Source organism: Roseibium aquae (genome assembly GCF_008711285.1).
Lineage (GTDB): Bacteria > Pseudomonadota > Alphaproteobacteria > Rhizobiales > Stappiaceae > Roseibium > Roseibium aquae.
The window spans coordinates 51190-71307 of record NZ_VXDC01000010.1; the positions used below are offsets into that span (position 1 = coordinate 51190).

The following is a 20118-nucleotide window of genomic DNA, read 5'->3' on the forward strand; positions in this document are numbered from 1 at the left end:
AAAGATTTTGAAATTGGGGAATTGAACCGGCGCACAAACAAAAAGAACCCGGCGTTGCCGCCGGGTTCCCGTAAATTTCTCAGGTGAGAAACTTAGAACGTGCGCTGGATCCGGAACACGCCGACGAGCTGACCATCGTCACGGAACGTGGTGCCACCAGCAACCGGGTTGTTCCAGTCGACAGTGCTGTACTCAAGCTCAGCACCGATGTCGAGACCGCGAACCGGCGACCAGACAACGTTACCCTGAACGTTCCACTCTGTAGAATCCTGGACGGTGAAACCGTGATCCCGATCAATGTAGCTGGCGGTCAAGCCAGACTTCACGGTTGAGGTCCATGCGTGGCTGATGCCACCACCGATTGCCCAAGATTTTGTTGTCGCAATGCTTGTACCAGCAGCATTCACAACTGCGTCTGCAGTTCTGGCGTTGGATGCAGCGGCATAGTTCGCAGCACCATCAGAGTACGAAGCCTGGAACCCAAGCGACGTGCCGGAGGAGATCATCGGCAGCTTGAACTGCACGCCACCGCCGATGGCCCAGCCAAGTTCACTGTCAGCCGTCAAAGCGCTGCCGGCAGCGGAGTTCACGTAGACGTGGTGCAGAGCACCCATGATCTGAGCAGAACCCCAGCCCTGATCAACGCGCAGGTTTGCGACGAGATCCGGATACTTGTGGCCACCATCAAGGTCAGTTACGCCGAAGCCCCCTTGAGCACCAGCCGAAGTCAGGATCCCTGCGCGGCGGTTAAGGCCGTCTTCCAAAGACACGGTTGCGGAGAAGCCGTTACCGAAGGCAGCGGTGTAGGAGAACTGGTTCGTGGTGCCGTCATCGGCAAAGCCCATGTTCAGGACCGAACCCCAGTTCATGCCAGTGAAGAAGTCATAGCGCGAACCGGCGCGACCAGCGGTCAGACCGCCCCACTGGATGAATGCCTTGTCCAGGGAGAACGCATCGCCACGGCCGGAATCAGCGGTTGCGAAGATGTCGACATACGTGCGCAGCAGGCCGAATTCGGTCTGGGTGCGGCTGTCGAAATTGAAGTAACCACGTGCGCGGAAGCCAGTGGAGACGTCTGCGTCAGCGTCCCAAGCAGAACCGCCTTCGTTGTCAAAATCGAAGAAACGCAGTTCGGTACGAACACGGCCACCAATCTTGAGGCAGGTTTCGGTGCCCGGCAGATAGAAGAAGCCAGTGCCGTAAACGTCACAGACGCGAACGTAGTCAACCGGCTCCGGAGCAACCGGAAGATCGGCAGCAGATGCGCCGGTTGCTGCGGTGGCAGCTGCGGCAGCGAGCATCAAGCCCTTGAATTTCATAGTGACCTCCAATCAGTCAATTCAGTTATGATTTTCATTTGGCAGCGCCGTTGTGAAAACCATGTCCCCGCGAAAATCTCTGTCTTTGATCCCGACCGGAGGCTAACTGTCCGAGGCGGGCAAAGCAGTGCGGCCCGAAAGCCGCTCGCAGGAGTGACCATACGCATCCCGATCTCTCGTTCAACACGGAAGTGCAGCCAAGCCCGCTTCAGGGGCAGCTTTGAAATACGGTGTGGTAGGAATGTCACAAAAACACAGCCGGAATTCAGGATTGGGTAAGGATTCGCCCAAATTTACCCGTCATTTCAGCGGGCTTTCCCGCCATGCTGGAGCCCGGCTTGCAGCCAGGCGGGGCTGAATCGGATCAGAAAACGCGATCAAACAACCCTGCCGAGTCGGACCGGCCCGCCCCGACCAACCTATTTCGCGAACAGTTGAACGCTTGCCGAATCGCCACGGGAATCGATCACGGTGACTTCCACGAAGCCGCCAGCCGGCAGTGGGCGGGACAGGGTTCTCGAGTAGAGGCCACCGCCCTGCGGCACAGGACGGCCGTCGAACAGAACGAAAAACGGTAACCGCCCACCCGTCATCTTGATCACCAGATCGCTTTTCGAACCGCTCGAAAGACCAAGGTCAACCACAGCGCCATCCGGGGGATAGGTGATTCCCAGGACGTTTCCGGTCTTGCTCTCCAAACCGATACGCGCCTCACGCAAGGCCTCCGGCGGGGTCGAACGGGCCTCGGCGGTCAAGGTGGCGGGCGGCGGCGCAAGCGGAACCCGCTCGGCTCCAAGGTTCTGAAAGACTTCGAACAGGATCGGAGCCGCCGCATCGGCGCCCGTCTGCCTGGGCACGGGCGTCCCGTCCGCCCGTCCAAGCCACACGCCAGCCACATGGCGGCCGTCGTAGCCAACCGCCCATGCGTCCCGATAGCCATAGCTGGTCCCTGTCTTGTAGGCGACCGCCGATGTGTCCGCCGCCTGCGGCTGCGGCAGGCCGCTCAGGATATCGCCCACAAACCAGGCCGCTTCCGCACTCAGGACAGGCCGCCCGCGCGAACCGGTGACTGCAAGGGCGGTGCTTTGCTCGGCATCGATCGACAGAAAAAGGGGCCGGCCCAGGCGCGCCAACGCTCCAAAGGCCGCGACAAGATCCTGCAAGCTCACGCCCACACCGCCCAGCGCGACGGCAAGTCCCGGCGTCTTGCCCTCCGGCAGCCGCGGCCGGAGCCCAGCCCGTTTCAACCGCGCGAACAGCTTGGACGGACCGATGGCCTCAAGCATCCGAACCGACGGGGTGTTCAGGGACAGTTGCAGCGCTTCACGGATGGTGACGGTGCCCTGATAGGACAGGTCGAAGTTTGTCGGCTTGTATCCGGACACATCAACCGGACGGTCGGAGACCAGACTGTTCGGATGCGCGATCCGGTCCTCGAAGGCCAGACCGTAGATGAAGGGTTTCAGGGTCGAGCCGGGCGAACGGGTCGCGAGCGTCATGTCAACGTGGCCGTCCCGGGCCTCGTTCAGAAGGTCCGGCGACCCAAGTGCCGCGCGCACCTCCCCGGTTTGATGATCGGCAACCAGAATCGCCGCCGACACATGAGGGGCGAAGGCCGCTGCCCGCCGGGCCAGCATGCTCTCCAGCCGGCTCTGGAGAGCCTTGTCGATCGTGAGCCGGTGCACAGCTTTCTGCGGCGCCGCCAGGATCGCGGCCTGTGCCCGGTGCGGAGCCAGCCGGGGCATGGCACGCCAGCGCTTGGGCATCCGCTCCGACTTTGCGGCTATGGCATCGGCCGCCGAAAGGACGCCGGCCCCGACCGCCCGGTCCAGAATCCTGTTGCGGGCAAGGCGCGCCGCGTCGCCGAACCGGTCCGGCCGCCGTCCCTCCGGCGATTGGGGCAAGGCTACGAGCAAGGCGGCCTGGGCGGGCGTAAGGCGGTCCGGTTCCTTGCCGAACCATGTCAGGCTGGCCGCACGCACGCCTTCCAGATTGCCGCCAAACGGCGCGCGCAGGGCATAAAGCGCCAGGATTTCTTCCTTGGTATAAAGCCGCTCCAGCGCCAGCGCCGAGACGATCTGGTCATACTTGGCGGTGAGCGAACGCGTCCCGCTCTCGTCCAGAAGACGCGCAACCTGCATGGTCAGGGTCGATCCGCCAGACACGATCCGGCCGTTGAGGGCAGCCTGCACGGCGGCGCGAACGAAGGCTCTGGGATCGACCCCGCTGTGGGAATAAAAACGCCGGTCCTCGAATGCGATCAGCATCCGCCAGTAGAGCGGATCCACATCGGCGGGACCAACCGGAAGCCGCCATTTGTCATCGGGGCTCAGGAACGCCCTCAAAAGCAGATCGTTCCGGTCGAGAACGACGGGAGAGACCTGCACTTGCAGACCGGCCAGATGCCGCTCGGCGGTTCGCACGTCCGAGCGGATCTTCAGTCCGGCCCCCGCGCCCGCCACCGCGCACAGAAGAAGCGCCCCGATGGCAAGGCGCTGCCTGAGGCGCCATCGAGACGTTGAAGAGGTCCCGCGCGCGCCCATGAGCCTATTGCGCGCCGCCATCGATGATCGTCATGCGCCCGCCCGCCGTTACGGCGCGTCGGTCGGGATGGTACATGTCTTCAACGCTGGCCGGGGGATGCGCATAATCGCCAGGAATGACGGCCCGGGCGAGATAGGCGAAGGTCATTTCGTCACCGCCTTGCCGGGTCTGATCCACGGCCACCTCGAACCGGTCCGCATGGAAGGCGACCGTTTCCGCCTGATCGATCACCTGCAGGAAATCGAGCGCCGCCAGATCGCCGGAGCGCACGAGCCGGGGGTTGTCGATTGCCAGGCCGGCAGGAATCCGGTCGACCACCATCAATCGGCCTGGCATGTCACTGAGCGCCCGCACGCTCACCACCACCGCGAGCCGGGTGTTCACCGGAATGGCGCCTGGATCCAGCGGGTTGCCATCGAGATCGTAAAACGACCGTTCGATCTGGTAGTCCCGGCCCGAGGCGGGTTCGGTCTGCTCTGGCTGCCCCGTGACCGAAACCAGAAGGTCTACGGCTTCCGCGCCCTCGTTCACAAACCTGGCCGGAGCCGTGGTCAGATCCTCGCCGTCGAACGACCAGGCGATCCGGCCGGTGTCGGCGTCACCCTCCAGCCGAAGCTGAACCGAGGATGTGTCGTTCAAAAGCTCCCGGGCCGCCAGCAGCATCCAAGCCATATCCTGTGTGGAATAGCTTTGCCTTTGGGCCTGCGCATCCGCGAACTCGGCCAAGGCCCGGTTGCGAAGCGGCCGGTCCATTCCCGAGGCGGCCGCATAGGTCACCACGCCCGCGCCATCGCGCAGGCGGCTGCCGTAATCGGCCCGGTACCAGGGGGTCTGCGGCATGGAAAGAGCGGCCACCGCCGCATCGAATCCGGTCGTAGCGCGCTCCGTTTCACCGTAAAGCGACAAGGCCGCGGCCAATTGGGCTTTGGCCATGGGCGTTGCAAAGGCATTCAGCTTGGCATCGAGATAATACCGCAGATCGCCGATCGAGGCCCGGCCATTGCGCGCCAGAACATAAAGCGCATAGGCAATGTCCTCGCCACCCCGCTCGAAGTCCTGAACATAGGCCAGCCTGTTTTCGAGATTGTCGAGCGCGGAGGTCAAGGCCCGGGCCGGGACCACGAACCCCTGTTCATCTGCGCGGGACAGAAAATCGGTCACATAGGCATCGAGCCAGGTGTCACCCGACCCATAGCTGTTCCACAGACCAAAGGCACCATTGGCCGACTGATTGGCCAAAACGCGGGAAATCCCGGTCTCCACCTTTTGCCGCAGATCGCCGACATCGCCCAAACCGCTGTCTTGGGCAACAGTGCTCAAGTAAAGAAGCGGCATGGACTGGCTGGTGACCTGCTCGGTACAGCCATAGGGATACCGGTCCAAGGCGCCGAGCAAGGACGCCACGTTGATCCGGGCAGCCTGTGCGGAACTGACCTTCACCGACACCGTTCCGGGGCGGAAGTCGCCGATCAAACCCTCATCCAGCACCAGGGCTCCACCGGCGGACACGGCGAAGGAAGACTGGCGCACCGTTTGTGGCCGCGTGTCGCGAATATCGATCGGCACCGTTTTGACGAAGCTCGCGCCATCGGGACCGGTCAAAGCGGCCACGATCGCCGATCTCAGCAGCTCGGCCCCGGCCGTCACCTCCACGGAGACTTGCCTGCGGTCTCCCGCTCCAAGGTCCAGAACGGCAGGAACATCGCCTGTCAGCGCCAGACCCTGTCCCGCAGACAGCGTCAGATCATAAGACCCCGCGCCGCCTTCCACATTATCGATGTCGACCAGAACACGGGTCGTGTCCCCGGGCGCCAGGAACCGCGGAGCGCTGGCGCTGACAACCAACGGCGCCCGCACCTCGATATCCTGCACCCCGTGCCCGACCCCGTCCCGGCTCCAGGCCACGGCCATGATCCGCAAGGTGCCGTTGAAATCCGGCACGTCGAATGTCACGGTGGCCGCGCCATCCGCTCCCACCTTGACACTGCCCGAAAACAGCGCGACGGGCTCTTCATCTGGTGGCGGAGCATCGAGGCGCATGGCTGCCGCATCGCCGCCCGAACGTACCCGCCCGGGAGTGCCGAGCGTCCGGTCGATCAACTGTCCGTACAGATCCCGGATTTCGGCACCGAGGCGATGCTGGCCGAAATACCAAGTTTCGGGCGCGGGCGCCTCGTATCCCGTGAGGTTCAAGATCCCGAGATCGACGGCTGCGACCGTGACATATGCTTCCGTCCCCGCCGCAAGGTTTGCGAGGCGAACCGGAACGTCGAGCCGGGTCCCAGGACGGATTTTGTCCGGCGCCGAAACGGAGACGTCCAGCACGCGATCCTCGGGGTTGACGGACAGCCAGCTCAAGCCGACCGCACGGGATGGCATCCGATTGTCGGCCAGATCCATGGGCCGGTAGAGACTGGCGGTCACATACACACCCGCTCCCCAGTCCTCGCCGACCGGAATGTTCACTTCAACCGGGTCCTGCCCGACCGCGACCGTCTGACTGTGCGCCACGCCGCCCGCAAGCACCTTGATCACAGCTTCACCCGGCATTTGCGGCACTAGGCGCAGGACGGCCGTCTCGCCGGGGCGGTAGGTGTCCCGGTCGAGCGCGACGTCCAGATAGTCCGGCGTCTCCGATGTTGCGCTGGCGCCGTACCAACCGGCCGAAAACTCAACTTGGGTGATGGCGCCGAACGCTTCCGACATCACCTCAAGCCGATACTCGCCCCAGTCGACCGGGACACTGAGGGTCGCGGGGCCCTCCGCCGAGACGGTCAAGGTTCCGCTGTCGACGCGGCGCGCGCTGGTGACCGGTTCATACCGCCATTCTCCGCCCGTGCGGTACCATTGATAGCGGCGGTCGAGCCGTGACAAGGACCAGGACAACCCCTCGGCCGCGCGCCGCGCGCCATCCGGTGTGACTGCGATGATCTGGAACGACGCGGGGCCGCCCTCGTCGACACCGCCCTCAAAGGCCGGCTTCACGCCAATACGGGGGCCATCCGCCTTGACCGGGATGTCAAGGCTCCGCTCGACATAGCGGCCTCCGGCCTCCACCAGACGGGTCACAATGACGGCGTCATAAAGCGCGGTCGTCTCCAGAAGACCGGGAACGGGAACGGAAAACGCCAGGTTTCCGGCGGCATCGGTCCGCAGGTCTCCAGGTAGGGCCGCCCGGATCGGGTAGGTGTCATCGCCAAGCAATCCGACCTGATAACCGGGATGGCCGGGAAGCTGCCGGGTTGGGTTTACGAGCACCTCGCCCTCCAGCCGCTGATCGCCAGCCGGCGACCCGTACAAAAACCGGGCTGACAACGACACCTCGACCGGTGGCGAGGCGGTCAGGCGGTCAGAATCGGCTTCGAGCGCATAGTCGACCCGCTCGGGCTGATAGTCCTCGACGAGGAAGGTCTCTTGCGCCAGCGGCGGTGTATCGGGGTCGGTGTGGACGGCAAAGGACCAGATCCCTTGCTGAGCGCCGGGCTCCAGGTCCAGATCGTGGAAGTGACTGCCGAGCCCGCCATCCTGGACCGTGACCCGGGCATGCTCCACGCCATCCGGACGGGTGATGAGCAAGGTCAGCGGCAGGTTCTCTTGGGCAACCGCCTTGTCGGTGCGCAAAAGCGCCTGGATGTGCACGGTGTCTCCGGCCTTGTAGATCCCCCTGTCCGTCCATGCGAAGACATCGAGCGGACCTGGAGCGGGACGCCCGTCGACGCCGCGGTCGGAGAGATCGAAGGCCGGTTTGCCAAGATCGAGAAAACTGTAATCGCCCTCCCCGGTTTCGGCCACGAGCAGCGAAGGCGCCATGCCTCCGCCCCCCCGGGTCAGCCCGCGAGCAAAGACCGCGGTTCCCTGATCATCCGTCCGCTGCTCGCCCAGGATTTCATTGTTCAACGCCACAAGGCGGACCGTCACACCCGGAACGGCGGCCGCCGTGGTCAGCGACCGGACATTGGCCGTCAAACCGTCTTGGGCCGAGATCGCCGATAGCCCAAGATCGGACACCAGGAACCATTGGGTGGCCTGCGGCCCCCAGCGGTTTTCGGTGTCGAGCTTCGACCGGGCAGTCATGGCATAAATACCGGGTCTAAGATCAAACCCCATGCCGGAAACAGGAATCGCGGTCGTGATGTCCTCATTCAGCCGGTTCCCGGTCTCGATTACGCCCGACCAGACCTTTTCACCGAGGCTCTCATCGATCTGATCCGCCTCGTAGCTCCTCAATTGGCTCAAAAACCGGTTGTCCCGGACCGCGTCCGCCAGCGACCGGTCGCCGATGCGATAGACGCCGAGATCGACCTCATTGGTGTTGACCGTCCGGATCGGGATCGTCGGCTCGCCGCCGGCCGGCAGGACATAGGCCCGGCCAATGAACTGGGCAGCGGGCGCGCGATCGCGCACGTAGATCGACAACCGGGCCGAGTTTTCCAGGCGCTCGCCATCGGCTGCAGGCAGACCGCTGCGGGCCGTCACACTGTACCGCGCCCCGTGAACCACTCCATCAATGCAGATTTGCGCGTCCTCGGATTCGATCGACAGACTGCCCTGCCCGACAGCGGTCACATAGGCGCTCAGATCCGTCCCGCGCGGCAATTCCTGCGAAAACACCAGACAGATCCGCGGTGCGGCGGCATCCGAATCCACCTGATGATCGACGATCCGGAAGCCATGTTCGGCGATCATCCGGCCGTAACGCCGCCGACGCTCCGGATCCTCCTGCAGCGCAAGAGAGGCCCGTAGCGCTTTGATCGCCGGCTTCCAGTTTTCCTGAACCGCAAGGCTTTCGGAAATCCGGTCAAGGCCAATCGCCCGCTCATTTTCAGAAATCGCACGCAGATAGGCCGAAATCGACGCCAGTACCGTCTCATCGCGTTTGGTTTGACGGTCCATCCAATCGTTCGGATTCTGGGCCTGCAGGCTACTGGTCAGTTGGAGCCATGCGGCAAAATCATTCGGAACGAGCACGATCAGACGGCGGAAATCGGTCTCCGCCAAGGCCGCATTCCCCGCGCGCAGCGCCTGCATTCCTGCTTCGCGCAATTGGCCGGCCGTTTCCGCACCGATTTGCGTGGTCTGCTGGATCCGGGCCGCGAAGGTCTTTGCCTGATCGATCAGACCGGGTTCTAGAAACGCCAGTTCGGCTTGACGGTCGGCTTCAGCGGTCACACGCGGCGCCTGAACCTCGACAACCCGACCGGCAATCGCCCCCTGAAAGCTTTGAAGCTGCCCGAAGTCGGACTTCAGAAAACACCATCCGGCGGAGGTGTTGTAGGTGAAGGCCCGGCATTGGCTGTCTTCCAGGCAAACCGCCTTGCATGAGTCGAGATCAACATCCTGAACGGTCCGGTAGTCGGAGCCGAAATAATCGGCATTCTCGATGGTCACGATCCGCCGGTCTTGCGCACCCGCGCCAGCTGTTGCGCCAAGAGCGAACGCGGCGGCAAGGCCTGCGCGCAAAAGAGCGCGTGGTGCCCTCAGCCAAAGGGTTTCGGCGCAGCTTTTCAGGGTAAAACCGCCGGGCATGACCTTGTCCTCCACTTCGTACCATGCAGCACCCGCTCAGCGGAACATGCAACCATGACACAGACAAGGCAATATTCGGCAATCGTCAGACCGGCGTGTTTCTACGTAGGGCTGATCTATCCGATCCGGCGTGTCAGTTCCTCGATCAGGGTGGCCATTTCGGCGGCCGCCTTGCTGGAAGGCGCCGCCTCCATCACTGTTTGGCCATTGCCCATGGAGGCCGCGTAGCCGGTGCGATTGCCCAGGCGGGCGGTGAGCGCATCATACCCGGACTGTGCGATGGCTGCGGCCATTTCCTGGGTCAGGGACGCGCGGGGCGGCACCCTGTTCAAAACCAAAAGGGCCGGTGTGCTTTCGCGGGCGGCCAGATCGATGGTTTGTTTGGTTGCCCACAGATCGACCGGGGTCGGCTGGATCGGCACGATGACATAGTCGGCCGCGTCAATCGCGGGTTTGGCATCGGTGTCCGTCTTTGGCGGGGTGTCCACCACCACGAAACCGTGGTCGCGCGCCAGTGACCGGGCCTCCCGGCGCGACCCCCAGCCCGAGGCGGTTCTGAAGGCAAGACCGGTCGCGTCTTCCCCCAGGCTGTCTTCGCGCGCTTCGAACCAGGTCCCGAGCGATCCTTGGGGGTCGACGTCGAGGATCGCGACCGGCAGGCCGCTCATCCGGCCGAGGGCGACCGCGATATGCGCGGCGAGCGTGGTCTTTCCCGAACCGCCCTTTTGTTGCGCCACTGTCAGTATACGCCCGGCCATCCCGTCCCCCTCGCATTTTGGTCTTTCAATCGCGACATCGATATTGCGACGCAGCAAGATGAATGACAACCGAAGTTTTTCGAACCGGTGTCTAACCGGAGGATGACGCGTGTGACCCGATGTCCGCCAGCGTGTCCGCGTCCGCCAGGCGCAGAAAGCTGCGTTCCACAAGGTCGGACAGATCCCGCCCGAAACACGAGTCCTCCAGAATTTCCGGCGCGGTCAAGACGGAAACGCGGATCGCCCCGGACAGTCCGGCGCTGACGATGTGAAGCTGGGAATCCGTCAGCTTTCGATACCGGTCCGGTTCCCTTGCCGCCAACATGTCCTGAAGCAGGCGCAAGAGCCGCACCTGACCGCGTTGGGCTCGAACGATCAGTTTCGTCGCATCCCGGTCATTGATCATATTGAGGATCATCCGCCGCCGGGTCCGGCTGCGGCCGCCAAAGGCGTTCAAGTGGAAGTCAATGAGCTGGCGGACGAGTTCCCGGCCGGTCGTGCCCTCCGACGCCTCGAGCATGGCAAGGGCAGCTGCCTCCTGACGCTCCATTTCCCGCATCGCCAATCCATGCAGGATTGCCCGCTTGTTCGGGAAATACCTGTAGAGCGTGCCAATCGAAAATCCGGCCCGGTCGGCGATGTGGTTGGTCGTGACCGTGTTGGATTCGCCCGACTGCAAAAGCTGAGCTGTCGCCTCGTAGAAGTGGTCGAGGGTTTGCCGGGCACGCTGTTGCTTCGGCTGTTTTCTCATGATCTTCAATACTTTGGCGGCGAGAGCCTTGAACAGGAAGCAAATCTGGAAAGCGAGTTGATCGCTCAGCCTCTGATCGTCAGTCTCAGAGTCTACTGTTTTTTTGGTCCGGAGACAATTTCGATGAGACTACCCGTGATTTCCCTAGCCGTTCTGCTGCCCGCCGCCGCTTTCGCCGGACCGCCCGAGGCCGAGACCTGTGCAGCCAAACTCACGCCGGACGGCCAGAAGATCTATGCCGTCACGGCGCCGCGGGTGGCGCCGGGCGTGGACCTCAGAGAAGTCATGACCGCCGAGGTCAGAAAACTTGTCATGTCGGGTGAAATGAGCCGGGACACGGCAAAAAAGAACGCTCCGGCAGCCGGCAGCTGTTTGCAACACCTCAACCAGTGAGGAGGCATTGATGGGACATCCCTTTCGTTTAGGCCTTGTCCGCATTCTGGCCGGTTTCGGCATTCTTGGGGCATCCCTTGGCATCGTGCCCGCTCCGGCGGAGGCGACGGTGATCTACTGCACCGGGGGACCCGGTGTGCCAAAAGGGTGTGTGGTGCGCCCGACGGCAACCGTGATCTACTGCACCCGGCCCGGCTTTCCGGCCGGTTGCGTGGTCAGACCGGCCGCGGGCCCGGTCGTGGTCGCACCGGGCGCCCCCGCGGCAACCAGCACGCCGACCAACCGCAATGGCGGCGTCAACCGGCTCGGCGTGCGCCGCTGACGTGAACACAACGCACTCGGGCGTCCAGACCCAAGGCCGGCTTGGCGCCCGGATTCTGAAGTGCTGGCCGGCGGCTTCACCATCGCGGCGCTCCCGCCCCTCACGGTCGAACGTTACCGCCCGCCGAGCGCATAATAAACGTTCCAGGACGGGCGGCCTGTCACCGGCATGCCGAACTTTTCTTCCGCAGCCCGGATCCCCGCGCGCGTCATCGGACCGACCTTGCCGTCCGGCTCCCCGACATTGAAGCCGTTCTGGTTCAGAAGCTTCTGCAGTTCGAAGCGCTGCGCGCGGGACAGTCCCGGATTGTCGGTCGGCCAGGGCGTTACGAAGGGCCCGCGGCCGGCGACAAGTTCCGACAGAAGTACGATGGCAAGCGCATAGGACGTGGAGGCATTGTAGGTCCGGATGGCGTGAAAGTTCCGCGTAACCAGAAAAGCCGGTCCATTAGCGCCGGCCGGCCGGATCAATCCGGCCTCCAGAGCGCCGGAAAGACGGGAGCCGTCGATCTTCGCAAGGCCCCGCCGGTTCCAGGTATCCAGGGACGCATAGTCACGGCGGCCTTCCGGGCCGGAATACCCGTCTGGCACCTTGACCTCCATGCCCCAAGGGCGCGTGTTCCGCCATCCGGCATCCTTCAGGAAATTAGCCGTGGACCCAAGCGCATCGGGGATCGAGTTGACCAGGTCCTTGCGGCCATCCCCGTCGAAGTCGACCGCGAGTGCTGCATAGGTCGTTGGCATGAACTGGGTCTGGCCAAAGGCCCCGGCCCAGGACCCTTGGAATGCCTCAACAGGGACATCCCCGCGCGATGCGATTTGGAGGGTCTTGATCAGTTCGCCGCGGAAATAGTTGGAACGCCGTCCCCCGGCGCACACAAGATTTGCCAGCGCATGGGGAGTGTAGAAATCGCCGCGGACCTGTCCGAAGTCGCTTTCGATTCCCCAGACAGCGAGCACCACATGTTTGTCGACGCCATATCTCTGTTCGACCGCGCTCAAGGTGCGTGCGTGTTGCCGCATCAATTGCCGTCCATCCTCGATGCGCTTGGGATCAACAAGAAAAGCCATGTAGTCCCAGATCGGTATCTGGTACTCGGGCTGGCTGGTCGAGAACCGGATCACCTTTTCGTCATACCTAGCCCCGTCGAGCATCCGGCTGGCGACGGATGGGTTCACGCCGGCCGAAACTGCCTCCTGCTTGAGCCGGGACACGCAGCTTTCGATGGCGAGGGCCGGGAGCGGCAGAAGGGCAATGCAAACGCTGACCCATGCCATCAGAACGGTCCGGTTCATCCCAAGTCCAACCATGCGCATCATCAGCCCCCCAAAGACGAATCTCAAGTTCGAGACTTTGCCATCGTAGACCGGCTGAATTGCGGCAAAAAGGCCGCGCCCCCCGATATCAAACGGAAACGGAGCGTCCGCCTTGCCCGTTGACCAGATAGACAGATGGACCACGAAAACAGCCGACATTTTCCCTGAGAAAAAACCCCGGAGGCGCCGCCCCCGGGGTTTTTGCAAGGCTTTTCAAAATGAACCGGTTACTTGCCTTCAATCAACTTGCGGCGCAGCCAGCTCGACAGTTGGTCCATCGCGATCACGACCACGATGGTCATGATGATGATGTAGGTCGTGTTTTCCCAGTCCCTGGAGGTCTTCATCGTTTCGACCAGAACAAGGCCGATCCCCCCCGCGCCCAGTGCGCCGATCACGGTGGCCGAGCGGGTGTTCGATTCCAGGAAGTAGAGCACCTGGGAGACAAAGACCGGCAGGATCTGGGGAATGACGCCAAACCGGTAGCGCTGCAACTGGCTGGCCCCGGTTGCCCGGACCCCTTCCACCTGCTTGTTGTCGATGTTTTCCAGGGCCTCGGAAAACAGCTTGCCGAGGGAGCCTGTGTCGGTGAAGGCGATCGCCAATGCGCCGGTCAGCGGTCCAAGACCAAAGGCGCGGATGAAGATCAGCGACCAGATCAGCATGTCGATGCCGCGCAGGAAGTCGAACAGACGCCGGGTGGTGAACCGCAGGATCAGGGAGGGCGTGAAATTCTTGGCCGCCAGAAACGCCAGCGGCAAGCCGAAAGCAGCCGCTGTGATCGTGCCGAGCACCGCCATCATGATGGTTTCGAACAGCGCGACGAAGACATGGCCATGCTGCCAATCCGGGTTCTCGAGAAACTCGTTCACGATGAACCAGAGATTGGAGGTCTGCGGATCCAGCCGATCCCCGCTCAACGCCAGGGCGTAAAGCTGGCCGATCGACATGCCATGGAGCTGCGAATTAAACGGAAACCAGAAATTCTCCCAGCCGCCGAAGTAGTTATGCACCTCGATCTTGGTTCGGGTCACCTGAACCCGCCGGTCGAGAGAGGGCCGCGCATCCAGCTTCCGCGGATCATCGCGCAGCCATTCCGGCACCGGACCGGGTGGCAACTGCGTTTCAACGCCGTCGGCCACCGCCGTGGACACGATGGTGCCATAGCCGGGAACGGTGAAGCGCGCGGTTTGCCCGGCGATTTCGACCAGATAGCCCTGACCCAGATCGACTTCGATCCGCTCGCCATCAACCACCACCCAGTCGGGATAGTCATCGGGGGCGTAGGTCGCCGTGCGTTCCCCCTCGATCGCGACATCAACTTCGTCGCGGCGGAAATCCTTGACCACGTGAACCTTATAGGCGACCGAGTCCGTGGCCAGAATAACAGCCCGGTCGGGTTGGGCCCGCTCAAGAAGCTCCGGCACCCCAAAGGCGAACCACGTGTAAGTGAGATAAGCAATCACGGCCAGCGGTGCGGCAATGGTGATCCATGCCCGGCGCTGAACACGCTCAAAGACGCGCTCGTGGTCGATGACGGGGGCATCAAGTGTGTCGATCGCCATGTCGGAAGCTCCTCAATGCGCCCGGTCGGATCCGACCAGCTTGCCCCGCAGATAGGACGAGACTTGATCGATGATCATGATGGTTATGAACAAGAGGACGAAAATAGCGGCGGTTTCATCGCCCGCGCCCTGCCCCCAGCCGATGGTCCTGCGCAATTCCTGACCGATGCCGCCGGCCCCAACGAACCCCAGAATGGCCGAGGCACGCACGTTGATCTCAAGCCGGAGCAGGAAATAACTCAGATAATTGGGAGCGACCTGCGGCATCACCCCGTAGCGGATCCGCTGCAACCAGTTGGCACCGCACGCGCTCAAACCCTCGATGGGCTTGCGATCAATGTTCTCGTTGACTTCCGAGAACAGCTTGCCGAGCGCCCCGGCGGTGTGAAGCGCCACCGCGATCATGGCCGGCACCGGGCTCGACCCGAGAATGAAGATGAGAAACAGCGCGATGATCAGTTCGGGAAAGGCCCTCGTGATATCCATCAGGCGCCGGGTGACCGGGATCAGAGGCCCCCAGCTGTCGACATTGCGCGACGAGGCCATGGCCAGGACAACGGCCAGCGCGCCGCCGATCAGTGTCGCCACCGCGGCGATGTTCAAGGTTTCCAGCATGGCGGGAAGGAACCCGGCCATGATGCCGAAAAACGCCGGCCCGGACTGCCACGCCTCGACGACGATTTCACTGGGATAATCGAAAAACTGGGAAAGTCCCTGGAAGAAGCCGCCGGAATTCATTGAGTTGGATTTCGAATATCCCGAAACCACGACACCAATGACGAGCAGCACGCCGATCAGCGAATAGAGCTGACGGCGCTTGCGCAAGGACATGATCTCTTGCTCGAGGGCAGCAACGGCCATGAAAACAACCTTTAAGGATTTGCCGAGGCATCAAAAACGCGGGCCGGTCGCCCGGCCCGCGCCTATTTCAACACTTAAGCTCAGTTCTTGGCTTTACGTGCCGCGATGATGCTCTCGTATTCGCTGTGGTTGATCGGCGCCAGACCGAGCACTTCGCCAGCCATGAAGCTGTAGGCGCATTCCTTGTCCATGAAGCCGAGCGAAGCCAGCATGGCGGTCATGTCGAGCTTCACGCGCTCCGGCAGGGTCTTGGACAGAACAATCGGGCCTTCCGGGATCACCGGGGACTTCCAGATTTCGACCAGCTCGGTCATGTCGACCAGACCGGCATCGGAGGCCTTGCGCAGGGCACCGGAATTGTAGCCGTCTTCCCAGGCGCCCAGACCATCGGCCCAGGTCACGCCGGCGTCGATGTCGCCATTGGCGACAGCGATGATCGTTTGCTCGTGACCGCCGGTGAACACCACGTCGCCGAAATACTCACCCGGTGTCATGGAATAGCCGAGTTTCGGGATTTCGATGGACGGGATCAGGTAGCCGGACGTGGAATTGGGGTCGCCGAAGCCGAAAACCTTGCCTTTCATGTCTTCCAGCGAGTTGATTTCGCGGTCAACGCGGGCAAAACCGATCGAGTGGTAGCCGTAGCTGCCATCGACATTGATCTTGACCAGAACCGGCTCAACAGCGTCCGGGTTGGTCATGTAGACCTTGGCATAGGCCGAAGCGCCGAGCCAGGCCATGTCCAGGTTGCCGCCGAGCAGACCTTCGATCACGCCGTTATAGTCGGCCGGGGCGAAAAGCTTGGTCGGAACGCCGAGGAGCTTTTCCGTCTTTTCGCGCAGGCACTCGTTGGAGCGCAGACGGTCGGAGGCATTTTCGCCGCCCAGAATGCCGATCCGGAATTCGGTGATGTCTTGCGCCTGGACGCCGGATGCGGCACCGAGAGCGATCATGCTAACGGCTGTCAGCGCAGCCAGCTTGGATACAACGTTCATTGGGACACTCCCCATGTGTTCACTAGGATGGACAGAGCTAAAGAGCGGCACCGGCGATCAGCCGGATACCGCGGCCGCTGGTGCCATCACACCGGCGGGATTCGTTTGGCCATTGCCTTCGATGGACGTCGAGGTCGCGGCTTCGTTGAAACTTTCGTCAGCGCCATAGATCTCGCGCGCGACGTCCGTCGAAAGCTCGGAGGGCGGACCATCGAACACGATCAGTCCGTCGCGCATGCCGATGACGCGGTCGCAATAGGTGCGCGCGGTGTCGAGCGTATGAAGGTTGCAAAGCACGATCTTGTTGTCGCGCTCGTGAATTTCCCGAAGCGAATCCATCACGATTTTGGCGTTCATCGGATCGAGCGAGGCGATCGGCTCATCGGCCAGGATCATGTGCGGGTCTTGCATCAGCGCCCGGGCGATGGCGACGCGCTGCTGCTGACCGCCTGACAATTCCTCCGCCCGCTTGGTCGCTTCTTGCGCAATTCCGAGACGGTCGAGCGCTGAAAGCGCGGCCGCGACATCGTCCTTGCTGAAAATGTTGAAGAGGCTCTTCAACGTGCCGTGCCCGTTCAGGCGGCCGAGCATCACATTGGTGACGACATCCAGCCTGGGGACAAGATTGAACTGCTGGAAGACCATCGCGCAGTCGCGCTGCCACCGGCGCTTGGTCGCCCCCTTCAGCGCCAGGATATCCTCACCCTTGAAGATGATCCGGCCGGAGGTTGCGGGCGTGAGACGGTTGATCATCCGCAAAAGCGTGGATTTGCCAGCCCCCGAGCGTCCGATCACGCCAACCATCTGCGGCTGCTCGACCGTGAAACTCACTTTGTTAACGGCTGTACGCGCGCCAAAAGTTTTTGTGACCTTGTCAAATTGAATCACAAGCCGACCCTGTCAGTTGTTGTGCTTAGTTGGCCGACAGGAGCCACGGATTTGTTACAGGTGCATGACAAGCGGCCGGAAAGCTTTTGACAGTTTGATGACTAATTGATATCAAAACAAATAAATATATGAATTTATTAGATTTATTGTTTTGCCAGCTAATCTATAAATCAACTCATCCAATTTCAATTGTGTGGCGCGCAAAAACGGATGGCCCAACGCGCAGGAACGGATGGCACCGGTTCAAACCGTATTTGAAGGATGGTTAAAACCGATCCGGCCTCTCAACTTCTTCAAAGCCGCGGGATATAGAACCAATTAAATGCGACGTGCTCTAAAACTGCGGACAAAGTTTGAGGACGGATCGAAATCAAAAACAGAACTGGCTCAAAGCCTTATATTCAAAGGCCCGAAACGCGGGATCCCAGTTCCCACCACAGGACGGATAAAACCCTGACCTCCGGTGATTTCGCCACGAAAACCCGCCAGGAACTGGCCCCAGGGAACGAGTGACCTGCCCCCCCAGCCCTGTTCCCCGGCTTGAAGCCGCATAAGGGCTGTCTTGAAAGCGCTTTTCGTCTGGCCAGGCGGATCAGGTCGGGGCTTCGCTTTTCCGGCCGCGCGCGAGAACGATGAGCAACAGCGCCGCCACTGCCAGCACAATTTCAGCGGGAAGATACAAAAGCAGCAATGGCCCGGGCCAACCGTCAAGTATGAGGCTCAGCACCCGGCCTAAGGCAATGCCAGTCACAAAAACGAACACGGTCCATAGGGCCGCGGTCCGCAGGCTGGGCCACAGGACGCCCGCCAGCCAGAAGCATATCATGCCAAGATAGAGGCCCATGACAGCCCTGAAAACATGCCGCGTGGCAAGGTCAGGATCGCTGATACCGTAGAGCCAGGGCAGACTTTTCCCGGGAACCGCGCCATAGGTCAAGGCAATCGGCACAAGGCCGATGCCCATGGCCATAAGGAATATTCTCTGCGCCTGATCAATCGACATCAGCCTAGTCCTTTTCCCTGGTTTCACACGCGGGTATTTGCCGAACGGTGAAGTCAGCCCGGTTCATCGGTGCCCTCTTTGCTGCGCACAATGCGAAACCCGATATGCGCGGTGCTGAAATCCACCTCGAGGCTTTCGCGGGCCGCCGCACGGTATCTGCGGCAGTAATCTTCACTGCAAAGATACGACCCGCCCTTGATGGTGAACCGCGGCACGGCCTGCGCGAACGGCGTGTCTGTCCACTCCCAGACATTCCCGATCATGTCGTAGGCGCCGGTCAGCCCCGGCTCGAAGCAGCCGACGGGCGCGGTTCCGTCGAAACCGTCGCGGCGCGAGTTGAAGACCGGGAAGAAGCCGGTCCAGATGTTGGCGCGCATCCCGCCGTCGGGGGCGCGGACACCCGATTCCGGGTCCATGGGATCGAAGAGGCCGAGGCTGGCGGCGTATTCCCACTCGACCTCCGTCGGGATGCGTCCCCCCGCCCATTCGGCATAGGCCTTCGCATCGTTCAGGGTCACATGCACCACCGGATGCAGCGCGCGTCCTTCGAGGTCGGAGCCCGCGCCGTCGGGCGTGCGCCAGGTCGCCCCGGCGTCGAGGGACCACCAGGACAGGAAGACCTCGGGCGTATCGCTTTCGCTGAACCGGGCCGAGCCGCCATTTCGCTCCGCTTCGGTGACATAGCCCGTGTCCGCGACGAAGGCCGCGAACTGGCTGTTGGTCACCTCATGGGCCTGAAGCTGGAAGGGCGAGACAAGGACCTTCCTGGGAGGTCCTTCTTCGGGAAAGACCGGATCGACCCCCATCATGAACCCGCCGCCGGGAATGTCGACGAAGCCGCCAAGCCGGCTTTCGTCCAAAGCGCAAGCCCGGTCTGTTGTCGACGCCGGCACGACATAGGGCCAAAGGAAAGCAGAGGTGGCAGCAAAAAAAGCTGCCGCCACGCCGCCGCCCAGCAGGAGTTTGATCCTAGTTCGCACTTTGCCTGTCCGCGAGGAGTTCAAGTATCCGATGGGCGGTCTCATAACCGCTGTTCTGGTTCTGGCCGGTCACGAGGTTGCCGTCGACCACCGTATGTGTCGCAAAGAAGTCCCGCCATCCAGTCTCGGCTTCAAACACGGCGTTCGCCGCCCGCATCTCGGTTTCGGGATGCTTTGGCGTGATCTCTATGCCGAGCTCCGCGACCTGCTTGTCTGTCACCCCCGTGACCCGGCGCCCTTCAATCAGCGGTGAGCCGTCAACGTCCTCAGCGTTCACCAAGCCAAGCGCGCCATGGCAGACCGAGCCAAGAATGGCGCCATTGGCATTGGCGCGGGTGACCACCTCGGCCAGTGCCGCGCTCTGCGCCAGGTCATAGGCAGCCCCCCAGCCACCGGCCATGAAGATGACGTCATAGGCGTCCGGGTCGACTTCAGTGATGGCAAGAGAGTCCCGCAACATCTGCATGGCCGCGGGATCGTCCTTGAAACGCAAGTCCTCGGGCGTTGCCAGCGGCCAACTCATCGACCACGGCTCGACCGGGATCTCGCCCCCCTTTATCGAGGCGATATCGACGTCAAGTCCCGCTTCGCGGAAGACGTAGTAGGGAACACTCATTTCCGAACCGAACACACCGGTGGCCCGGCCCGTCTCCCCCAGCGTGCCGTGACTTGTCGTAACAATCAGGGCCCGATGGCCGGCAAGACCGAACTCCGGCACGTCATAATGCGGGTGGAACCCCATTGCGTTCAGCGCAGGCGGCAAGCCGAAATAGACGGCGGCGGCCAATACCGCGAGCGTGCCCACCGTGTATTTAATCCAGGACATCTTGGCGTTCCTTCAAATGGATGATCCGACTGAAGTCGGCCATAAAAAAGCTCCGGCCGCCTTGATCACTG

The 20118-nt window shown here is 62.2% G+C and carries 15 protein-coding genes; 2 read left to right on the forward strand and 13 right to left on the reverse strand.

Annotated features, from left to right (window positions below; all coding sequences use genetic code 11):
• Positions 1-92 precede the first annotated feature (92 nt).
• The 5 genes from F0184_RS15965 to F0184_RS15985 form a co-directional block, all read right to left on the reverse strand.
• Entirely contained in the window at positions 93-1319 is a 1227-nt protein-coding gene (locus tag F0184_RS15965) for a porin (protein ID WP_150497209.1), read from the reverse strand.
• Positions 1320-1738: 419 nt separating this feature from the next.
• Positions 1739-3883 (reverse strand): penicillin-binding protein 1C, encoded by a 2145-nt coding sequence (gene pbpC, locus F0184_RS15970; protein ID WP_244299245.1) that lies wholly within the window; start codon positions 3881-3883, stop codon positions 1739-1741.
• Complete coding sequence (locus F0184_RS15975; RefSeq protein WP_150497210.1) at positions 3867-9389, reverse strand: alpha-2-macroglobulin family protein; 5523 nt, start codon at positions 9387-9389, stop codon at positions 3867-3869. Before F0184_RS15975 ends, pbpC begins: the two co-directional genes overlap by 17 nt.
• Positions 9390-9505: 116 nt before the next feature.
• On the reverse strand, positions 9506-10147 hold the full coding sequence (parA, locus tag F0184_RS15980) for a ParA family partition ATPase (RefSeq protein WP_150497211.1): 642 nt from the start codon (positions 10145-10147) through the stop codon (positions 9506-9508).
• A gap of 91 nt (positions 10148-10238) precedes the next feature.
• On the reverse strand, positions 10239-10898 hold the full coding sequence (locus tag F0184_RS15985; RefSeq protein ID WP_150497212.1) for a TetR/AcrR family transcriptional regulator: 660 nt from the start codon (positions 10896-10898) through the stop codon (positions 10239-10241).
• A 123-nt stretch (positions 10899-11021) separates the two neighbouring features.
• Between F0184_RS15985 and F0184_RS15990 the strand changes: the two genes are divergently transcribed.
• Positions 11022-11291: a hypothetical protein gene (locus tag F0184_RS15990; protein ID WP_150497213.1), complete on the forward strand. Its 270-nt coding sequence runs from the start codon at positions 11022-11024 to the stop codon at positions 11289-11291.
• Positions 11292-11301: 10 nt separating this feature from the next.
• Entirely contained in the window at positions 11302-11613 is a 312-nt protein-coding gene (locus tag F0184_RS15995; RefSeq protein WP_150497214.1) for a hypothetical protein, read from the forward strand.
• Positions 11614-11726: 113 nt separating this feature from the next.
• Here the strand turns inward: F0184_RS15995 and F0184_RS16000 are convergent, their stop codons facing one another.
• The 8 genes from F0184_RS16000 to F0184_RS16035 all read right to left on the reverse strand — a co-directional run bounded on the left by F0184_RS16000 (position 11727) and on the right by F0184_RS16035 (position 20047).
• Positions 11727-12908, reverse strand: a complete 1182-nt coding sequence (locus F0184_RS16000; RefSeq protein WP_150497294.1) for a lytic murein transglycosylase — start codon at positions 12906-12908, stop codon at positions 11727-11729.
• Positions 12909-13156: 248 nt separating this feature from the next.
• The gene (phnE, locus tag F0184_RS16005) at positions 13157-14494 is read right to left on the reverse strand and encodes a phosphonate ABC transporter, permease protein PhnE (protein ID WP_150497215.1); all 1338 of its coding nucleotides are present in this window, start codon (positions 14492-14494) and stop codon (positions 13157-13159) included.
• A gap of 12 nt (positions 14495-14506) precedes the next feature.
• The gene (phnE, locus tag F0184_RS16010) at positions 14507-15355 is read right to left on the reverse strand and encodes a phosphonate ABC transporter, permease protein PhnE (protein WP_150497216.1); all 849 of its coding nucleotides are present in this window, start codon (positions 15353-15355) and stop codon (positions 14507-14509) included.
• Between the two features lie 80 nt (positions 15356-15435).
• On the reverse strand, positions 15436-16350 hold the full coding sequence (gene phnD / locus F0184_RS16015; protein WP_150497217.1) for a phosphonate ABC transporter substrate-binding protein: 915 nt from the start codon (positions 16348-16350) through the stop codon (positions 15436-15438).
• Between the two features lie 57 nt (positions 16351-16407).
• Positions 16408-17238 carry a phosphonate ABC transporter ATP-binding protein gene (gene phnC / locus F0184_RS16020; protein WP_150497218.1) on the reverse strand — a complete coding sequence of 277 codons (831 nt, stop codon included), beginning with the start codon at positions 17236-17238 and terminating at the stop codon, positions 16408-16410.
• Positions 17239-17830: 592 nt separating this feature from the next.
• Entirely contained in the window at positions 17831-18241 is a 411-nt protein-coding gene (locus tag F0184_RS16025) for a DUF4345 domain-containing protein (RefSeq protein ID WP_150497219.1), read from the reverse strand.
• Positions 18242-18294: 53 nt separating this feature from the next.
• A complete protein-coding gene (locus F0184_RS16030; RefSeq protein WP_244299247.1) occupies positions 18295-19221 on the reverse strand; it encodes a formylglycine-generating enzyme family protein in 927 nt (308 codons plus the stop codon).
• Positions 19211-20047 (reverse strand): type 1 glutamine amidotransferase domain-containing protein, encoded by an 837-nt coding sequence (locus F0184_RS16035; RefSeq protein ID WP_150497221.1) that lies wholly within the window; start codon positions 20045-20047, stop codon positions 19211-19213. Before F0184_RS16035 ends, F0184_RS16030 begins: the two co-directional genes overlap by 11 nt.
• Positions 20048-20118: the final 71 nt, after the last annotated feature.

Excerpts from the sequence above, each read along its gene's own strand:
- F0184_RS15985 (WP_150497212.1), bottom strand. The coding sequence starts at position 10,898 with ATGAGAAAACAGCCGAAGCAACAGCGTGCCCGGCAAACCCTCGACCAC.
- phnD (WP_150497217.1), bottom strand. The coding sequence starts at position 16,350 with ATGAACGTTGTATCCAAGCTGGCTGCGCTGACAGCCGTTAGCATGATC.
- F0184_RS16035 (WP_150497221.1), bottom strand. The coding sequence starts at position 20,047 with ATGTCCTGGATTAAATACACGGTGGGCACGCTCGCGGTATTGGCCGCC.
- F0184_RS15995 (WP_150497214.1), top strand. The coding sequence starts at position 11,302 with ATGGGACATCCCTTTCGTTTAGGCCTTGTCCGCATTCTGGCCGGTTTC.
- F0184_RS15965 (WP_150497209.1), bottom strand. The coding sequence starts at position 1,319 with ATGAAATTCAAGGGCTTGATGCTCGCTGCCGCAGCTGCCACCGCAGCA.
- F0184_RS15975 (WP_150497210.1), bottom strand. The coding sequence starts at position 9,389 with ATGCCCGGCGGTTTTACCCTGAAAAGCTGCGCCGAAACCCTTTGGCTG.
- phnE (WP_150497216.1), bottom strand. The coding sequence starts at position 15,355 with ATGGCCGTTGCTGCCCTCGAGCAAGAGATCATGTCCTTGCGCAAGCGC.
- phnE (WP_150497215.1), bottom strand. The coding sequence starts at position 14,494 with ATGGCGATCGACACACTTGATGCCCCCGTCATCGACCACGAGCGCGTC.
- F0184_RS16025 (WP_150497219.1), bottom strand. The coding sequence starts at position 18,241 with ATGTCGATTGATCAGGCGCAGAGAATATTCCTTATGGCCATGGGCATC.
- F0184_RS16000 (WP_150497294.1), bottom strand. The coding sequence starts at position 12,908 with ATGAACCGGACCGTTCTGATGGCATGGGTCAGCGTTTGCATTGCCCTT.
- pbpC (WP_244299245.1), bottom strand. The coding sequence starts at position 3,883 with ATGGCGGCGCGCAATAGGCTCATGGGCGCGCGCGGGACCTCTTCAACG.
- F0184_RS15990 (WP_150497213.1), top strand. The coding sequence starts at position 11,022 with ATGAGACTACCCGTGATTTCCCTAGCCGTTCTGCTGCCCGCCGCCGCT.
- parA (WP_150497211.1), bottom strand. The coding sequence starts at position 10,147 with ATGGCCGGGCGTATACTGACAGTGGCGCAACAAAAGGGCGGTTCGGGA.